This is a genomic window from Bacillus sp. SIMBA_008 (genome assembly GCF_046535495.1).
Classification (GTDB): domain Bacteria; phylum Bacillota; class Bacilli; order Bacillales; family Bacillaceae; genus Bacillus; species Bacillus subtilis.
The window spans coordinates 61,489-79,250 of record NZ_JAWRWL010000002.1 but is presented as its reverse complement, the minus strand read 5'-3'; the positions used below and the strand labels follow the sequence as shown (position 1 = coordinate 79,250).

At 43.3% G+C, this 17,762-nt stretch carries 15 protein-coding genes and 1 pseudogene; 9 read left to right on the top strand and 7 right to left on the bottom strand.

What is annotated here, in order from left to right; genetic code table 11:
* Window positions 1–56 precede the first annotated feature (56 nt).
* Complete coding sequence (locus tag SB658_RS06120) at window positions 57–7,688, top strand: beta-ketoacyl synthase N-terminal-like domain-containing protein (RefSeq protein WP_144500762.1); 7,632 nt, start codon at window positions 57–59, stop codon at window positions 7,686–7,688.
* 44 nt (window positions 7,689–7,732) lie between these two features.
* On the opposite strand, the gene SB658_RS06115 is transcribed toward SB658_RS06120, so the two are convergent.
* From SB658_RS06115 to aprX, 4 genes are all read right to left on the bottom strand, one after another.
* Complete coding sequence (locus SB658_RS06115; RefSeq protein WP_144500761.1) at window positions 7,733–8,950, bottom strand: cytochrome P450 family protein; 1,218 nt, start codon at window positions 8,948–8,950, stop codon at window positions 7,733–7,735.
* A gap of 229 nt (window positions 8,951–9,179) precedes the next feature.
* Complete coding sequence (gene ymzB, locus SB658_RS06110; protein WP_003231786.1) at window positions 9,180–9,536, bottom strand: protein YmzB; 357 nt, start codon at window positions 9,534–9,536, stop codon at window positions 9,180–9,182.
* A gap of 78 nt (window positions 9,537–9,614) precedes the next feature.
* Window positions 9,615–10,439, bottom strand: a complete 825-nt coding sequence (locus SB658_RS06105; RefSeq protein ID WP_029317822.1) for an MBL fold metallo-hydrolase — start codon at window positions 10,437–10,439, stop codon at window positions 9,615–9,617.
* A 111-nt stretch (window positions 10,440–10,550) separates the two neighbouring features.
* Window positions 10,551–11,879, bottom strand: coding sequence for a serine protease AprX (aprX, locus tag SB658_RS06100; RefSeq protein ID WP_144500760.1), 1,329 nt, complete (start codon window positions 11,877–11,879; stop codon window positions 10,551–10,553).
* Between the two features lie 224 nt (window positions 11,880–12,103).
* On the opposite strand from aprX, the gene SB658_RS06095 reads away from it, so the two are divergent.
* The 3 genes from SB658_RS06095 to SB658_RS06085 all read left to right on the top strand — a co-directional run bounded on the left by SB658_RS06095 (window position 12,104) and on the right by SB658_RS06085 (window position 13,846).
* Entirely contained in the window at window positions 12,104–12,337 is a 234-nt protein-coding gene (locus SB658_RS06095) for a hypothetical protein (protein ID WP_014476869.1), read from the top strand.
* 279 nt (window positions 12,338–12,616) lie between these two features.
* Window positions 12,617–13,324, top strand: a complete 708-nt coding sequence (locus SB658_RS06090) for a poly-gamma-glutamate hydrolase family protein (RefSeq protein ID WP_003245758.1) — start codon at window positions 12,617–12,619, stop codon at window positions 13,322–13,324.
* Window positions 13,325–13,393: 69 nt separating this feature from the next.
* On the top strand, window positions 13,394–13,846 hold the full coding sequence (locus SB658_RS06085; RefSeq protein ID WP_003231775.1) for an OsmC family protein: 453 nt from the start codon (window positions 13,394–13,396) through the stop codon (window positions 13,844–13,846).
* 13 nt (window positions 13,847–13,859) lie between these two features.
* On the opposite strand, the gene ebrB is transcribed toward SB658_RS06085, so the two are convergent.
* The 3 genes from ebrB to SB658_RS06070 form a co-directional block, all read right to left on the bottom strand.
* Window positions 13,860–14,213 (bottom strand): multidrug efflux SMR transporter subunit EbrB, encoded by a 354-nt coding sequence (ebrB, locus tag SB658_RS06080; RefSeq protein WP_014476870.1) that lies wholly within the window; start codon window positions 14,211–14,213, stop codon window positions 13,860–13,862.
* A gap of 13 nt (window positions 14,214–14,226) precedes the next feature.
* On the bottom strand, window positions 14,227–14,544 hold the full coding sequence (gene ebrA, locus SB658_RS06075) for a multidrug efflux SMR transporter subunit EbrA (protein ID WP_015483253.1): 318 nt from the start codon (window positions 14,542–14,544) through the stop codon (window positions 14,227–14,229).
* Between the two features lie 134 nt (window positions 14,545–14,678).
* Window positions 14,679–14,960 (bottom strand): hypothetical protein, encoded by a 282-nt coding sequence (locus SB658_RS06070; protein WP_015715926.1) that lies wholly within the window; start codon window positions 14,958–14,960, stop codon window positions 14,679–14,681.
* A gap of 88 nt (window positions 14,961–15,048) precedes the next feature.
* Between SB658_RS06070 and SB658_RS06065 the strand changes: the two genes are divergently transcribed.
* The 5 genes and pseudogenes from SB658_RS06065 to SB658_RS06045 all read left to right on the top strand — a co-directional run bounded on the left by SB658_RS06065 (window position 15,049) and on the right by SB658_RS06045 (window position 17,548).
* Window positions 15,049–15,462 carry a YmaF family protein gene (locus tag SB658_RS06065; RefSeq protein ID WP_080332238.1) on the top strand — a complete coding sequence of 138 codons (414 nt, stop codon included), beginning with the start codon at window positions 15,049–15,051 and terminating at the stop codon, window positions 15,460–15,462.
* 99 nt (window positions 15,463–15,561) lie between these two features.
* Window positions 15,562–16,506: a tRNA (adenosine(37)-N6)-dimethylallyltransferase MiaA gene (gene miaA / locus SB658_RS06060; protein WP_124059880.1), complete on the top strand. Its 945-nt coding sequence runs from the start codon at window positions 15,562–15,564 to the stop codon at window positions 16,504–16,506.
* Between the two features lie 39 nt (window positions 16,507–16,545).
* A complete protein-coding gene (hfq, locus tag SB658_RS06055) occupies window positions 16,546–16,767 on the top strand; it encodes an RNA chaperone Hfq (protein ID WP_003221097.1) in 222 nt (73 codons plus the stop codon).
* Between the two features lie 195 nt (window positions 16,768–16,962).
* Window positions 16,963–17,236 (top strand): annotated as a pseudogene (locus tag SB658_RS06050) (YmzC family protein).
* A gap of 81 nt (window positions 17,237–17,317) precedes the next feature.
* On the top strand, window positions 17,318–17,548 hold the full coding sequence (locus tag SB658_RS06045; protein ID WP_003245262.1) for a hypothetical protein: 231 nt from the start codon (window positions 17,318–17,320) through the stop codon (window positions 17,546–17,548).
* Window positions 17,549–17,762: the final 214 nt, after the last annotated feature.

The window sequence follows — 17,762 nt, the reverse complement described above, 5'->3', positions numbered from 1 at the left end:
TATCACCCGGGTGACAGCACAAAGATTCAACAACTGTTATAGGAGGGGGAGCGCCAATGCTGAACACAGAAGACATTCTCTGTAAAATGCTTTTCGCACAATTACAGTCCATAGGGTTTTTCACAGAAAGTAAATCCCAGCCGGTATTGGAGAATTTCTATGGCAGATGGTTTGAAGAAAGCCAATCGATTTTAGAACGGCATCAATTTCTCAAGCGAACGGAGAACGGATATGTTCCAACACGTTCAATAGGCACCATGAGCGAGCTGTGGAAAGAATGGAATGAACAAAAATCTGACCTGCTTCAAGATCATAATATGAAAGCCATGGTGACATTGGTGGAGACAGCACTTAAAGCCTTGCCGGAGATTCTGACCGGCAAGGCGTCAGCCACCGATATCCTGTTTCCGAATTCATCTATGGATTTAGTAGAAGGGGTCTATAAAAACAATCAAGTCGCAGACTATTTTAATGATGTTCTTGCAGATACGTTAACAGCCTATCTGCAAGAACGCCTGAAGCAAGAGCCTGAGGCGAAGATTCGAATATTAGAAATCGGAGCTGGGACCGGCGGGACAAGCGCGGCTGTTTTTCAAAAATTGAAAGCATGGCAGACACATATAAAAGAATATTGTTATACAGATCTGTCTAAAGCTTTTTTAATGCATGCAGAAAATAAGTATGGTCCTGACAATCCATATTTGACATATAAACGATTTAATGTCGAGGAGCCGGCGTCTGAACAGCATATTGATGCGGGAGGCTACGACGCGGTCATCGCGGCAAATGTGCTTCATGCCACAAAAAATATCCGGCAGACATTGCGAAATGCAAAAGCAGTTTTGAAAAAAAACGGGCTGCTCCTTTTAAATGAAATAAGTGATCATAATATATATTCGCATTTGACGTTCGGCCTTTTAGAGGGCTGGTGGCTGTATGAGGATCCTGATCTCCGCATTCCGGGCTGCCCGGGCCTGTATCCGGATACTTGGAAAACGGTGCTTGAGAGTGAAGGATTTCGCTATGTTTCCTTTATGGCTGAACAATCGCATCAGCTCGGCCAGCAGATCATTGCCGCTGAAAGTAACGGAGTCGTCCGTCAAAAGAAGAGAACGGGGGCAGAAGAAGATCCAAGCCATATACAAATGAATGCTGAAATCGATCATTCACAGGAAAGCGATTCTCTCATCGAACAAACGGCACAATTTGTGAAGCATACGCTGGCAAAATCAATCAAACTATCACCAGAACGTATTCACGAAGATACGACATTTGAGAAGTATGGAATTGATTCGATTTTGCAGGTGAATTTCATTCGTGAATTAGAAAAAGTGACGGGAGAGCTTCCAAAAACCATTTTATTTGAACATAACAACACAAAAGAACTCGTCGAATATTTAGTAAAGGGGCATGAAAATAAGCTCCGGACAGCATTGTTAAAGGAAAAAACGAAGCCTGCAAAAAATGAAGCTCCACTTCAAACAGAGCGTACAGATCCTAATAAGCCATTTACTTTTCATACACGCCGCTTTGTTACAGAGCAGGAAGTCACTGAAACTCAGCTAGCAAATACCGAACCACCAAAAAAAGAAAAGACAAGTAATTTGCAAGGAACACATTTTAATGATTCTATTACAGAAGATATCGCAATAATCGGGGTAAGCGGGCGCTATCCGATGTCTAACAGTTTAGAAGAGCTTTGGGGGCATTTAATCGCCGGAGACAATTGTATTACAGAGGCACCGGAATCAAGATGGCGCACATCTTTATTGAAAACATTATCAAAAGATCCAAAAAAGCCGGCAAATAAGAAACGCTATGGCGGATTTTTACAAGATATAGAGGCATTTGACCATCAGCTTTTTGAGGTGGAGCAAAACCGGGTGATGGAAATGACACCGGAACTCCGTTTATGTTTAGAAACCGTCTGGGAAACGTTTGAGGACGGCGGCTATACGCGAACCCGGCTGGATAAATTGCGGGATGATGACGGAGTAGGTATTTTTATAGGGAATATGTATAACCAGTATTTTTGGAATATCCCATCTTTAGAGCAGGCAGTCCTCAGCTCAAATGGGGGAGACTGGCACATTGCAAATCGCGTTTCCCACTTTTTTAACCTGACCGGACCGAGTATCGCTGTCAGCTCAGCATGCTCTAGTTCATTAAACGCCATACATCTTGCGTGTGAAAGCCTGAAATTGAAAAACTGCTCAATGGCGATTGCTGGGGGTGTCAATTTAACACTCGATCTTTCTAAATATGATTCTTTGGAGCGTGCCAATCTGCTGGGAAGCGGCAATCAAAGCAAAAGTTTTGGCACAGGAAACGGGCTTATTCCCGGGGAAGGCATTGGAGCTGTCCTGTTAAAACCGCTTTCGAAGGCAATGGAAGATCAGGATCATATTTACGCTGTGATCAAAAGCAGTTTTGCCAACCATAGCGGCGGAAGACAGATGTATACAGCTCCGGACCCGAAACAGCAAGCAAAGTTAATTGTCAAGTCGATTCAGAAGTCGGGCATTGATCCAGAGACTATCGGCTATATTGAATCGGCGGCAAATGGTTCGGCGCTGGGCGATCCTATTGAAGTAATTGCCTTAACAAACGCGTTTCAACAATATACAAACAAGAAACAGTTTTGTGCGATAGGCTCTGTCAAATCCAATCTGGGGCATTTAGAGGCGGCTTCCGGTATTTCTCAGCTGACAAAAGTGCTGCTGCAGATGAAGAAAGGGACGCTGGTGCCGACAATTAATGCGATGCCTGTCAATCCAAATATTAAGCTGGAACACACGGCTTTCTATCTTCAGGAAGAAACAGAGCCATGGCATCGCTTGAATGATCCTGAAACTGGAAAACAATTGCCACGCAGAAGCATGATCAATTCCTTCGGAGCGGGGGGAGCCTATGCCAATCTTATTATAGAAGAATATATGGAGACGGCCCCTGAGAAAGAACATATCGCTCCCCGCCAGCAGGAATTCACTGCCGTTTTTTCAGCCAAAACAAAATGGAGCCTGCTTAGCTATCTAGAAAATATGCAATTGTTTTTAGAGAAGGAAGCTTCTCTGGATATTGAACCCGTTGTACAGGCTTTACACAGGAGAAACCATAATTTAGAGCATAGGGCTGCATTTACAGTGACATCGACTCAAGAGCTGTTCGAAAAACTAAAGGTGTTCCGAACATCAAGAGAAAGCTCACTCCAGCAAGGCATCTATACATCATTCGATTTACAGCCATGTGCGGAATCAGCATCTAGGGATAGAGAAATAAACGCAGCAGAGCAATGGGCACAAGGGGCATCGATTGCTTTTAAAGAAGCTGATATAGGGAACCGAACAGGCTGGGTTCATCTGCCTCACTATGCATTTGACCATAATACATCATTTCATTTCGATGTATCGTCTATCAATGAGAAATCGTCAGATGTTGAAGACAATATTAATCAGCCGGTCATTCAAGATCAATTCACTTATGATGAGCCTTACGTTCAAGGACACGTCTTCAACAATGAACGGGTGCTTGTCGGTGCCACATATGGCAGTCTGGCCATTGAAGCATTTTTTAACCTGTTCCCTGAGGAAAACAGCGGCCGTATCAGCAAATTAAGTTATATCAGTCCAATTGTCATCAAACAAGGCGAGACCATTGAACTTCAGGCAAAGCCGCTGCAAAAAGATCAAGTCATAGAACTGCAAATCATGTATCGCGAGCCGTCCTCTGGTTTGTGGAAGCCTGCCGCAATCGGACAATGCGGAATCGGTTCTTTTGAGCCAAAAAAAGTCAATATCGAGAACGTTAAGCATTCATTAACTAAGCTTCATCACATCGATCAGATGTATAAAACCGGAAACGGTCCTGAATGGGGAGAGTTATTTAAGACAATTACTCATCTCTACAGAGATCACAAGTCTATACTGGCAAAAATTCGCCTGCCCCAAAGCGGGCTGGCAAACGGGCACCATTACATTGTAAGCCCATTGATGACAAACAGCGCGTACTTGGCTATCCTCAGTTTCTTAGAGCAGTTTGACATGACAGGCGGCTTCCTGCCGTTTGGAATCAATGATATCCAGTTTACAAAGCAAACGATAAAAGGGGATTGCTGGCTTTTGATTACATTGGTTAAGAATACAGGTGACATGCTGCTGTTTGATGTAGATGTGATCAATGAGTCGTCAGAAACAGTGCTGCACTACTCGGGCTACTCGCTTAAACAGCTTCGTATTTCGAATCAAAGAGGAAATCAAAATAAGGCCATCAAAGCCAGCAATCTGAAAGATCGTATCAGAAGCTATGTAACAGATAAACTGGCAGTAAACATGGCCGATCCGTCAAAATTGTCTCTTGCAAAAGCGCATATCATGGATTTTGGAATCGATTCTTCTCAATTGGTTGCACTGACAAGGGAGATGGAAGCAGAGACAAAGATCGAATTAAATCCGACTCTGTTTTTTGAGTATCCGACTATTCAAGAGCTAATCGGCTTTTTTGCGGACAAACATGAAGCATCTTTTGCTCAGCTGTTTGGTGAAGATCATCAGCAGGAAGAACGCCCAGCTCAAATCGAAAACCAAATGAAACAGATTCCGGCATACGAGACGAACACGGATAAAACAATCGAACACGCGGCAGACGGCATAGCCATTATCGGCATGTCGGGACAGTTTCCGAAAGCAAACAGCGTAACGGAATTTTGGGATAACCTTATCCAAGGAAACAACTGTGTCTCTGAAGTGCCGAAAGACCGCTGGGACTGGCGCAAATATGCCGCAGCCGATAAGGAAGGGCAATCAAGCCTTCAATGGGGCGGTTTTATAGAAGGAATAGGTGAGTTTGATCCCCTGTTTTTTGGCATATCGCCTAAAGAAGCGGCGCATATGGACCCACAGGAGTTTCTGCTCTTGATACATGCATGGAAGGCGATGGAAGATGCAGGCTTAACAGGGCAGGTTGTATCCAGCCGCCCGACAGGAGTATTTGTCGCAGCCGGCAATACGGATACAGCTGTGGTTCCTTCCCTAATTCCAAACCGTATATCCTATGCACTTGATGTAAAAGGGCCAAGTGAATATTATGAAGCTGCCTGTTCCTCAGCTCTCGTGGCTTTGCACAGAGCTATACAATCCATTCGAAACGGCGAATGTGAGCAAGCCATTGTCGGGGCTGTGAATTTGCTGCTTTCACCAAAAGGCTTTATTGGCTTTGACTCAATGGGCTATTTGAGTGAGAAAGGACAGGCCAAATCCTTTCAAGCAGATGCAAATGGCTTTGTCAGAAGTGAAGGAGCAGGAGTTCTCATCATTAAACCATTGCAAAAAGCCATTGAAGATTCTGACCATATTTATTCGGTTATTAAAGGTTCAGGTGTATCGCATGGCGGCAGGGGAATGTCACTTCACGCGCCAAATCCGGCCGGCATGAAGGATGCAATGCTGAAGGCTTATCAAGGAGCGCAAATTGATCCCAAAACGGTGACCTATATAGAAGCACATGGGATCGCCTCTCCATTGGCAGACGCGATAGAAATAGAGGCGTTAAAGTCAGGCTGCAGTCAGCTCGAATTGGAACTTCCACAGGAAGTACGGGAGGAAGCGCCATGTTATATCAGCAGCTTAAAGCCGAGCATCGGACACGGTGAACTCGTATCAGGCATGGCTGCTCTTATGAAGGTCAGCATGGCGATGAAGCATCAAACAATACCAGGCATAACCGGATTTTCGTCTTTGAATGACCAGGTGTCATTAAAGGGCACCCGTTTCCGAGTGACTGCCAAGAATCAGCAATGGGGGGATTTAAGTGACGCTGCAGGCAAAAAAGTTCCGCGCAGAGCGAGTATCAACAGCTATAGCTTTGGAGGCGTAAATGCGCACGTCATTTTAGAAGAATATATTCCTTTACCAAAACCACCTGTTAGTATGAGTGAGAATGGTGCCCACATTGTGGTTCTTTCTGCAAAGAATCAAGACGGGCTAAAAGCAATTGTTCAACAGCAGCTTGACTATGTGAATAAACAACAAGCACTGTCATTACAAGATTATACTTATACACTCCAAACCGGCCGAGAGGAAATGGAAGATCGCCTGGCGCTCGTCGTCCGCAGTAAAGAAGAACTGGTAATCGGCTTGCAAGCCTGCTTAGCAGAAAAAGGCGATAAGCCGAAGAGTTCTGTACCTGTCTTTAGCGGAAATGCAGAAAATGGCTCGTCAGATATCGAAGCCTTGCTGGATGGTCCATTAAGAGAAATGGTGATCGAGACTTTGTTGTCTGAAAACAACCTTGAAAAGATCGCGTTTTGCTGGACAAAAGGGGTGCAAATCCCATGGGAAAAGCTTTATCAAGGAAAAGGTGCCCGCAGAATACCGTTGCCAACCTATCCATTTGAAAAGAGAAGCTGCTGGAACGGCTTTCAAGCAGTAGAGAATACGCCTTCTGTTTCACAGGATGAGCGTATCAACAACAGCAGCGATCATCACATATTAGCAAATGTACTAGGGATGGCTCCGGATGAACTGCAGCCTCATAAGCCATTGCAGGAGTATGGATTTGATTCAATTTCTTGCATACAGTTATTACAGCAATTGCAATCAAAGGTGGACCCTCTCATTGCCTTGACGGAGCTTCAAGCATGCCATACTGTTCAGGACATGATGGACTTGATCGCAAAGAAACAGGAGGATACATCCTTACAAAATGATCAAGCTCGCACGTTTCCGGAATTAATACCGTTAAATGACGGCAAGCGGGGGCGCCCTGTCTTTTGGTTCCATGGCGGAGTAGGAGGAGTTGAAATCTATCAGCAATTTGCACAAAAGAGCCAGCGCCCTTTTTACGGCATTCAAGCCAGAGGATTCATGACTGATTCTGCTCCTTTGCACGGAATTGAACAAATGGCTTCCTATTATATAGAGATCATTCGATCCATACAGCCTGAAGGTCCTTATGATGTAGGCGGATATTCCTTAGGCGGGATGATTGCATATGAAGTCACTCGTCAGCTGCAAAGCCAAGGCCTTGCTGTCAAAAGCATGATGATGATTGACTCCCCATATCGTTCTGAGACAAAAGAGAATGAGGCATCTATGAAAACGTCAATGCTGCAAACAATTAATACGATGCTGGCATCGATTGTGAAACGGGAAAAGCTTACGGATGTTCTCATCAGCCGTGAAGAGGTGGACATAAGCTTAGAGGATGAAGAATTCCTGTCTGAGTTGATTGACTTGGCAAAAGAACGAGGGCTAAACAAACCAAATAAGCAAATACGTGCGCAGGCTCAGCAAATGATGAAAACACAGCTCGCCTATGATTTGGAGTCGTACACTGTTAAGCCTCTCCCTGATCCTGAGACGGTAAAATGTTATTATTTCCGCAACAAAAGCAGGTCTTTCTTTGGTGATTTAGACACTTATTTCACTTTATCAAATGAAAAAGGACCGTTTGATCAAGCTGCTTATTGGGAGGAATGGGAGCGGCAAATTCCCCATTTCCACCTGGTGGATGTCGATTCTAGCAACCACTTCATGATATTAACCGAACCGAAAGCGTCAACAGCCATGTTAGAATTTTGTGAAAAGCTTTATTCAAACAGGGGAGTAGTGAATGCGAATTTCCTTAAGGCTTTCCGGAAGAAACATGAAGCGAGGGAAGAAAAAGAAACAGATGAATTGGTGAAGCGCTGAGAAAACACAAACGCCCCCTCTTTTAAAAGGGGGCGTTTTGAATGTTATTTTGAAAGTGAAACAGGGAGACTTTCTAATCCTCTTAAAAAGACATTTTTTCTCCATTGAATGTCTTCAGGTGCAACCGCAAGTTCAATATCAGGAAATCTCTTCAGAAGTGCGTTAAATGCAATGTGGCCTTCCAGCCTGGCAAGAGGCGCTCCTAAGCAGAAATGAATGCCAAAACCGAAAGAAATATGTCTGTTAGGCGACCGATTTATATTTAATATTTCGGGGTTCTCAAAAAAATTCGGGTCGCGATTGGCAGATCCAATGCCTATAAAAATCATGTCTCCTCGTTTGATCGAATGCCCCTTATATGTAAAGTCTTCGATGACCCACCGATTTGCCATCATAACGACAGGTGAGGTGTATCGCAGCAATTCTTCAACCGCTCTAGCGATCATTTCAGGATGCTGCTTGAGCTTCTCACATTCCTTCATGTGCTGCAGCAATGCGAGGGTGCCTGAGCCGAGTAAGTTAACAGTCGTCTCAAGGCCGGCTACAACGAGCAAGAACAGCATCGAATAGAGCTCTTTTTCGCTTAACTTGCTGCCGTTTTCCTCAGCATGCACAAGTTTGCTGATTAAATCGTCTTTTGGCTTTATCCTTCTGTCATGGATCAGCTTGGCGATATAATCTTTAAATTCACGAAGGGCCTGATTTGTCAGCTCTCTATTACCTTCAGAGGTATCAACCATCGCATTGGTCCAGATTTGAAACTGTGACCGATCTTCTTTTGGGATTCCCATCAATTCAGATATAACAATAAAAGGCAAAGGGGAAGCGAAGGATTTCATAATATCCGCTTTATTTTCTTTTTCCATTTCATCTAAAAGCTGTTCAGCAATTTGTTCAATGCTGCCGCGCAGATTTTCAATGGTTCGGGGAGTAAATGCTTGATGAACAAGTGATCTCAGGCGGGTATGGTCAGGTGTGTCTTTTGCCAGCATATGATCGGATACAAAATCGATATCTTCACTAACGTTGAGCATTTTGATTTGTTCTTGGTTCATCACATTTTTTACGTCTCTTGTAATTCGATTGTCTTTTAAAAAGGCCATACAATCATCGTATCGGGTAATTAACCAGGCCGGATATGTGGCTCCGAACCGTTTTAATTCAAATCGGTGAATGGGCTCTTTCTCTCTAAATCGCCCTAAAACTGAAAAAGGATTGTGATGAAACTCTTTACCATGCGGATGAAACATCAATTTTTCCATTTGCATTCTCCTCGCCTAATAGGGTAAATAGATGAATCAAATTGCTGAATTAGTTTACAAAAAACAGAATGATTTGAAATGTAATCCTGTCTCTAAAACTATATATCTATTTTAGGAGTCATTCAATAGGGTGAAGAACGAAAAAAGTGAAAAACGGCTCGATATAAAGCAGCGCCTTTGAACGAAAGCTCAAAGGCGCTACGCTGTATTATTTTGATGAAAGTGACTGTCAGCTGTGCTGGATATCAATTGTATATACTGCACGATCTGTTACGACCTTCAACCCTTCGTTTTCTTGGTGAATATGAATGTCACCTAATAAAGGAATCTCATAGGCATTTTGCGGAAGCGGTACGTTTCCGTCCTCAGTGAATGTTGTTCCTTCGCCTTCTAAAACCAGCTCTTCTTTCGCAACATAATCATCAGGATGATTCGTACTGCGTATAGCCACTTTTTGAAGGTGGAGAACAATCTGATCCAAGTCTGATATCTCTTCATCATGGGTCAATTCACCTTTTCTAATATCAAGCGTCTGGCCGACTTTTGATTCCAGCCATTGAGAAAGCTGTGTATTCGTGTGTGCCATCAATATTCCTCCTTTTGATTTACACGATACTATTCCCAATTGCTGCATCTTTTACACGGAAAAGAGCCGCCTCACTCTTTATGTATGAAACAATTCGCTGTTGAGAGCCTTGATATAGCGTACGGCAGAACGCTGGACCGCTTCACTGGCATTTTCTTTGACAACTTTAGAAAAAGCATTGTAAAGCCGGTTGAATTGAAGCGGTTTTACTTTGGCTGCTATTTCTTCAACTTTGGAGGCGGGAAGGGGAATGAGATTTGGGTAGCTGTACATAAAGCTGACCCAGTTTCGGTCCGCCGCAACCGTAATGATATCTCCGGTCAATAGACACCCTTTCCCTTCATTGCCCTTGCTCCAATGCAAAACAGCACCGCCTTTAAAATGTCCGCCTAGTCGGTAAAGGTCCAGTCCCGGCTTTACGTTGAGCGTTTCCCCTGACCAGAAGTGAATGTGATTGCTTGGCCTTGTCACCCATTCTTTATCATCCTCATGGATATAGATCGGCGCCTGAAACGCTTCAGCCCACTCAACCTGAGTAGAGTAATAATGCGGATGAGACAAGGCGATGGCTTGAATACCGCCTAATTCGTTGATTTGGTCAATTGTCTTTTGGTCAAGATATGTCATGCAATCCCACAGCACATTGAAGCCCTTATGCTGGATAAGATGGGCTGTTTGTCCAATCGCAAACTCTGGTTCAGTTTTGATGCTGTAAAGATGCTCTTCTTCCTTTTGGAGGATGTTTTGAAGGTTTCCTTTCTCACGCATGTCTTCAAGAGTTGTCCAAGTTTGTCCATCGGGATGAATATACTGCCTTTCATCCTCGCAAATCAGACACGAGTTGGGCGGATCTACAGTCTGTGCATGTTGCACACCGCATGTATTGCAGATATAATATGGCACTTTCTTCACTTCCTTCATCTATTTTCCATTATTTTACCTTATGATTATGAATATTCAAACGAAAAAACCGGCAGTTCTGCTGAGAGAGAATTGCCGGCTTTTTGGTGCTTTTTATTGGCCGGGGACGGAATTTTCTGCGTTGACAGCGCCCGCTCCGTAGATATTCGGATCTTCATCTTTCCATTTGTCCGTGCCGTTTTTCAAAAGCTCTTTTACTTCATCGGGGGTAAGATCCGGGTTTTGCTGAAGAATTAAAGCTGCGATTCCTGCGCAAATCGGTGTTGCCATCGAGGTTCCTGACATTGTAAAGTACTGAGACCCTACACGGCTTGACTTTTGGAGCTTATCAATATAAGAATTCGGAGAGCGAAGGGAAATAATATTAACACCCGGCGCTAAAATATCAGGCTTTTCTTTCCCATATACTGTCGGGCCGCGGCTTGAGAAGGAAGCGACAGTATCATCATTGCTGCTTGCAGTATTGTTATCGTCAAGCGCACCTACTGTAATCACCTTTTCGCTCACGCCCGGGCTTGCAATGGTCTGCGAATCAGGGCCTGAGTTTCCGGCAGCGACACAGACGACAATCCCTGCGTTCCACGCTTCTTCAACCGCTCTGACTAACGGATCTTCCTGTTCATGATCATATCTAAGGGCATCGCCCCCGAGCGACATGCTAATAATATCAATCGGTTCATCTGGGTTGTCCTCATTGTATTGAATACACCACTCAACACCCTCTATAATATCTGCTAACGTTCCTGAACCCTGTTTGTTTAATACCTTTACGCCGATGAGATTGGCTTCCGGTGCAGGTCCGCGGTATTGACCGGAAGAGGATGCACCGCTGCTTGCGACATCACCTGCACAGTGTGTGCCATGACCATTATCATCGTATGGCTCTGTTTTTTGATTGACCATGTCCGCGAATCCGATAATTCTGCCTTCTAGATCAGGATGCGGGTAGATTCCTGTATCGACAACAGCGACAGTAACACCTTTTCCTGTCAGGGTTTGCCCGTTTCTGACGACTTCCTTCGCATGGCTTGCTTCGGTTGCCGTGTCTAAAAGCGCTTTGACTTCGCGGTTTAAATACACTTTACGGATATTGCTGCATTCAGAGAGAAGGGAATGTAATGCTGAAGGAGTAACCTCCGCGCTGCAGCAGTTGATTTTGTTGAAGCGGCTTTTTAGCTTGCTGCGTTTTTCTTTTTGCAGCACCTCTCCAGCCATTTGAAAGCCGGTCTCGTGACAGCCTTCCTCAAATTCGATAATGACTGACATTTTTTTTCTGTTTTGCAATTTGGTTTCGAAAAATTTATGCAAGAAGCAAGGAGTCCATTTGAAGGGCTTGTAAAGCTGCAATACGGTTTCCCGTAACGGCCAATCTAGCTTGTGAGCATTTGCTCTCACCATTTGTACCATAGAGTACCCAAACATGTATTTTCCTCCTATTATAAGGTTCTCTGTATACTCTATGAACAGATGATAGGTTTGGTAAGTTTGTTTGTCTTCTATAAGAGACAGACAAGAGTTTGTTTTTCTGAATCTTTCGCATTAGATACAATAGATTCAGAAGTTGAGGAAATCATTGGGGATTGAAAAAGAACGTTTGTTCGTATTATAATGTGATCATATCAAACTGGGAAGGGGAGAGCAACCGTATGAATTTCTACTTGCACCGATCTTTGGAAAGCCAAATGCCAATCAGCATTATATATATGAAGAAAGACGGAACGATTAGTAAAAGAACGATTATTGTGAGACAGAAAAGCAAAACGAAAATCAAAGCATTTTGTTTTTCGAAACAACAGATCAGAACATTTTTATTGGACTCTATCCTCTCCTGTGATTTTGTGAGAACAAATAAGCAAAATCTCTATTCTGCAGGCCGGTAACAGCTGTCCGTCTCAGCAACCGGGCAGCCTGTTACTAAAACCCTCCTTAAACCTATATACATTTATTTGCCAAGTGAGGTTGTTCCTACCTTTTTTGTCTTTCCTCTCAACCTTTTTTCACTCTTATTTGAAATGAACCGCTAATAACCGTGACAATCAATTGATTTTTTGAAACCGGGAACTTTTTCACTGATGATATTGTGTATACAATGGTAAGATAAAACCTATTGGCTAAACCTCATATAATGAACCGCGCCATTCTTATGAAAGGAGTTAAACATGAGAAGATTTTTACTAAATGTCATATTAGTCTTAGCCATTGTCTTGTTCTTGAGATATGTTCATTACTCATTGGAACCTGAACCATCAAATCAGCCAGATACATATTCAAATTTCAGCAGCTTGGCAGAGAATGAGAGCCCAGCCGATTACGATATTTCATATAATGAGAAAAAAGGAAGCAAAGTCTTAATTATGTCTCCGCATGGCGGAAGAATTGAAGGCGGAGTAAGTGAGCTTGTTCGTTATTTCAATAATGAATACTCTACATACCTGTTTGAAGGGTTGAAGTCCCACGATAACCAAACGCTGCACATTACAAGCACCAACTTTGATGAGCCATTGGCAAAAAAGAAAATCAAGGAGCATCAATATGTGGTGGCTTTTCACGGATATAAAGGAGAGAACAAGAATACGCTTGTAGGGGGAACAGACCGAAAGCGGGCTAAAATGATTGTGAGAGCCCTTGAGCGGAGAGGGTTTTCCGCTGAGTTAGCGTCGTCTAAAAGCGGTCTTGCTGGATTGAATGCCGAAAACATTAATAATCAAGGGGAAACGGGGCTAAGTATCCAGCTGGAAATCAGCCGTGAGCAGAGAGAAGCATTTTTTGATGATTTTTATTATAAAAATAGAAAATACACAAAGAACAGTGAATTTTATGCTTATGTCAGTGCGATCAAAGGTGTCCTGGAAAAAGAGTATTCGTAACAAGCAGATCAGAAGACAAAATAAGAGAAGATCAGTAGACTGAAATAGGATAAAAAAGGAGGCAAAACAATGGCAGATCATCATTTTTATTTAAAAGCGAATTGGCCGGGTAACCGCAATGATGTCGGTACGATTGAAAGCGGAAACCTGATCACATCGATTTCCATTCCTAAAGAAATGGATGGCCCGGGAGAAGGGACCAACCCAGATGAAATGCTTCTCGGGGCGGCAGCGACCTGTTACATTATTACACTTGCAGCGATGATGGAGAGAAGCGGGCTGGAAAAAGAAGACTTACAGATGGAGTCAGAAGGCATTGTCGACGTCACAAAAGGAGTCTTTACATACAAAAAGATCATTCACCGTCCCTCTGTCGTGCTTAAACATGATGCTTCACAAGACGACGTCGCATTGGCGCACAAGCTTTGTAAAAAAGCGGAGTCGTCATGCATGATTTCGCGTGCAATTCAAGGAAATGTCGAGCTGCAGCTTGAAGCCTCTGTGAAACTGGGTGGAGAATAAAGAAAACAGACGGTCACTCACAGACCGTCTGTTTTTTATCTTCAGCGTGGGCTTTCGATTGATTTAGCACGACCACGCCTGCAATGACAAGCGTGAGACCAAATACACCTTTTAAACTGATGGTTTCGCCAAAAAGCAAAAACCCGACAATTGCTGTAAGCGCGGTACCGACGCCCGACCATGTTGCATACGCGCTTGATAAGTCAATTGTTTTTAAAGAAAAGCTTAGAAACGTAAAAGCAGAAAGAAATCCGACTATGACTCCGGCAATGGGCCAGGCTTGTGTAAATCCTTCTGAAAGCTTCAGCATCGTGCTCCCAAACACTTCAGATACAATGGCGAGAGCCAAATAAAGCAATCCTCTCATCTTCATCACTCCTTTACTGCCAATTAAGTAACACGACCCCTGATAGTAATAAAAGAATCCCGATAAGCCCTTTGGCATTCAGATCTTCCTTGAACCATTTTACTCCGATCACTGTCGTCAGCACCGTGCCCGCCCCGCTCCAAGTCGCATAGGAGAGGCTCAGGGGAATATGGTTTAAAGTCAGGGACAGCATATAAAAGGCGAGGGAATAGCCAATAACGACCAAAGCACTTGGCTTCCACTTTTTGAAGCCATCAGATACCTTCAGCATGGCTGCTCCTATCGATTCCGAACATATGGCAATCGTGAGGAATATATATCCTATCAACATCATGAATTCTCCTCACTATATTTTTAGATTAGAAAAAACTTCAGCTAGAAAAATATTAGTGTATGCCTATGTATGAGTCAAGAGATTCATTTTCACACACTTAAAAAGACCCCTTTTTAAGGGGTCTTTTGCGTTTAATAATAATAAGGGAACGGGGCATACGGATAATAGGGGTATCCGCCATACAAATAAGGATTAAATAAAGCGCTTCCTATAAGCCCGCCTGCAAGGCCGCCGATAAACGGTCCTCCAAAAAATCCGAATGGCCGGCCAAACCCAAATCCATAGCCAAATCCGGGTCTTCCAAACCCGTAACCGAATCCGAACGGTCTTCCAAACCCAAATGGTCTCCCGAATCCGAAAGGTCTTCCAAATATTCTTGTATCTTCAGGGCTGAAATGCTCTAACTCGTTCATGTTTTCTTTCCTCCTGTAATAAAGTGTAGATGATGCAGTGTATTCACCCTGCCCGGATTTGATTGGGCGAATCGAGGAAAAGGAGGATGTGAACACATTGGGCCTGTATCAGTCTGACTGGTCAAAAGCACCGCCCCACGCACATGCTTATCATGTCAAAACAACGAGAGAACAGGGCCATTATCATCTCATTGAAGGGTTTACTCAGCCGGCAAACGGATCAAATACCGATCAGCATACACATTACTATACAGGGATCACTTCATTTGAAAACGGCCATTTTCATCGGTATTACGGAATCTCAGGACCGGCGATTCCTTTAGCAGATGGCACACATTATCATGAAATCGAAGAAAAGACGTATCTGGCCTATAACGAGCCGATTGAGATCCAGTACGGAGGGGTTGTGTACGATCCCGGAGATGACAGAAGAAAAACGCATCGTCATACCCTGAAAGGAAAGACAAGGGAAATTGTCGGCAATGAGCCGCTCGGCTGGTAGAAGGATGTTTACCGATGCAAAAAAAGGGCAAAATGGATAGGTGGTTGTCCATGTTGAATGCTATAATGGGGGGAGATTTATAAAAGAGAGTGATACATATTGAATAATACGAAGCAGCCCGTTGTCATTTTAGTCGGACCGACGGCAGTGGGAAAAACCAATTTAAGTATTCAGCTAGCCAAATCCTTAAACGCGGAAATTATCAGCGGAGATTCGATGCAGATTTATAAAGGGATGGATATTGGAACAGCTAAAATTACCGAACAGGAGATGGAGGGAGTGCCCCATCATCTGATTGACATTTTAGATCCCCAAGACTCTTTCTCTACTGCCGATTATCAAAGCTTAGTAAGAAATAAAATCAGCGAGATTGCAAATAGAGGAAAGCTTCCGATGATTGTCGGCGGTACAGGGCTTTATATACAATCTGTGCTTTACGATTATACATTTACGGAAGAGGCAAATGATCCCGTGTTTCGAGAGAGCATGCAAATGGCCGCTGAGCGGGAAGGCGCTGACTTTCTTCATGCCAAACTTGCTGCAGCAGATCCCGAGGCAGCAGCTGCGATTCATCCGAATAATACAAGAAGAGTCATTCGCGCACTGGAAATTTTACATACGTCCGGAAAAACGATGTCCCAGCATTTGAAGGAACAAAAACGAGAACTTCTGTACAATGCAGTGTTAATTGGCCTAACAATGGATAGAGACACGCTTTACGAAAGAATTAATCAGCGGGTCGATTTGATGATGCAGTCAGGCCTTCTTTCCGAAGTGAAACGCTTATACGACAAGAACGTGAGAGACTGTCAATCAATACAGGCGATAGGCTATAAAGAGCTGTATGCATATTTTGACGGTTTTGTGACACTTTCCGATGCTGTCGAACAGCTAAAGCAGAACTCGAGGCGGTATGCGAAACGCCAGCTGACGTGGTTTCGCAACAAAATGCAGGTCACATGGTTCGATATGACACCGCCTGTTGATATGGAGCTGAAAAAAAAGGAAATTTTCACACATATAGCAGGAAAACTCGAACTTTAATCGAAACTGTATGATATAGAGAATCAAGGAGGACGAAACATGAAACCGATTAATATTCAGGATCAGTTTTTGAATCAAATCCGGAAAGAAAATACGTATGTCACTGTTTTTTTGCTGAACGGCTTTCAGTTGCGGGGCCAGGTGAAAGGCTTTGATAACTTTACCGTATTGTTGGAATCGGAAGGTAAGCAGCAGCTTATATATAAACATGCGATCTCAACGTTTGCGCCGCAAAAAAACGTCCAGCTTGAACTCGAATAGATCAAAAAATGCCATGTCAAGACATGAGGAAAGGCTGCCGGGGGTTCCCGGCGGCCATTTTTAACATGAATCCACTTTTGCTCCAAGCTTTTTGTGTAAGCTGACCATGCCAAGGCACGGTCTTTTTTTATGAGAACAACATACGGAAGTGAAAATGGTATATTATGTATAAAATGAATTTGGGAGTGATCGACCTTGTTTGAAAGTGAAGCAGAACTGAGACGAATCAGGATTGCACTTGTATGGATAGCTGTCTTTTTACTGTTCGGGGCGTGCGGGAATCAAGATACCATTATTGAAACAGACAGCGGCAATTCAGAATATGAAACGCCTCAGCCCACCTCGTTTCCACTTGAACATAACCATTTTGGCGTTATGGAGGACGGCTATATCAAAAATTTATGAGTATAATGAGTCCCGCAATGAGGTAAAGCTGAAGAAAGAATACGCGGATGATGAGCTTGAATAAAATTCACAAGCATTCGAATTTACAAAGCGGATTCCAGCCGCTAAACTAAATACAGACACAGATCAAACAGAGGGTGAAAACATGAAGCATAAAGTGATCGTGAATCATTGGGAAGAAATTTGCGAAGATGATTCTTGCTATGAATACGGAACAAGTATCATTGTGAACGGAAAAGAATTAATCAGAGAAGCGTCAATTATCACTGCTTTGAAGGCGGTTTTAGAAGAGATCGGCGCGGATGTTGAAATAGAAGAAACAGTAGAGAGCGAAAAATGCTGTGATAGCTTAAGAAAAAAAAATCTAGACTACTAAGCAGTTTTTTTTCATGTTATGATAAACATCGGCTAAAAAACGACACCCCGAGTAGGACGAGAGATGATTCTCGTTCTGCTCTCTTTTTTGGGCCCTAATGAGTCTGCCCATTTGCCTGATTTGATCAAAATATGAATTTTTCATAAAAACGAATCTATATATTGTGTTTTTGCTAGAGGGTAGTATACTATATATAGTGTTAGTGATGAGAGAT

Bases quoted from the DNA above. Each gene is read 5' to 3' on its own strand.
- SB658_RS06120 (WP_144500762.1), top strand. From the start codon at position 57: ATGCTGAACACAGAAGACATTCTCTGTAAAATGCTTTTCGCACAATTA.
- SB658_RS06115 (WP_144500761.1), bottom strand. From the start codon at position 8,950: ATGGAAAAATTGATGTTTCATCCGCATGGTAAAGAGTTTCATCACAAT.
- ymzB (WP_003231786.1), bottom strand. From the start codon at position 9,536: ATGGCACACACGAATACACAGCTTTCTCAATGGCTGGAATCAAAAGTC.
- aprX (WP_144500760.1), bottom strand. From the start codon at position 11,879: ATGTTTGGGTACTCTATGGTACAAATGGTGAGAGCAAATGCTCACAAG.
- SB658_RS06095 (WP_014476869.1), top strand. From the start codon at position 12,104: ATGAATTTCTACTTGCACCGATCTTTGGAAAGCCAAATGCCAATCAGC.
- SB658_RS06090 (WP_003245758.1), top strand. From the start codon at position 12,617: ATGAGAAGATTTTTACTAAATGTCATATTAGTCTTAGCCATTGTCTTG.
- SB658_RS06085 (WP_003231775.1), top strand. From the start codon at position 13,394: ATGGCAGATCATCATTTTTATTTAAAAGCGAATTGGCCGGGTAACCGC.
- ebrB (WP_014476870.1), bottom strand. From the start codon at position 14,213: ATGAGAGGATTGCTTTATTTGGCTCTCGCCATTGTATCTGAAGTGTTT.
- ebrA (WP_015483253.1), bottom strand. From the start codon at position 14,544: ATGTTGATAGGATATATATTCCTCACGATTGCCATATGTTCGGAATCG.
- SB658_RS06070 (WP_015715926.1), bottom strand. From the start codon at position 14,960: ATGAACGAGTTAGAGCATTTCAGCCCTGAAGATACAAGAATATTTGGA.
- hfq (WP_003221097.1), top strand. From the start codon at position 16,546: ATGAAACCGATTAATATTCAGGATCAGTTTTTGAATCAAATCCGGAAA.
- SB658_RS06045 (WP_003245262.1), top strand. From the start codon at position 17,318: ATGAAGCATAAAGTGATCGTGAATCATTGGGAAGAAATTTGCGAAGAT.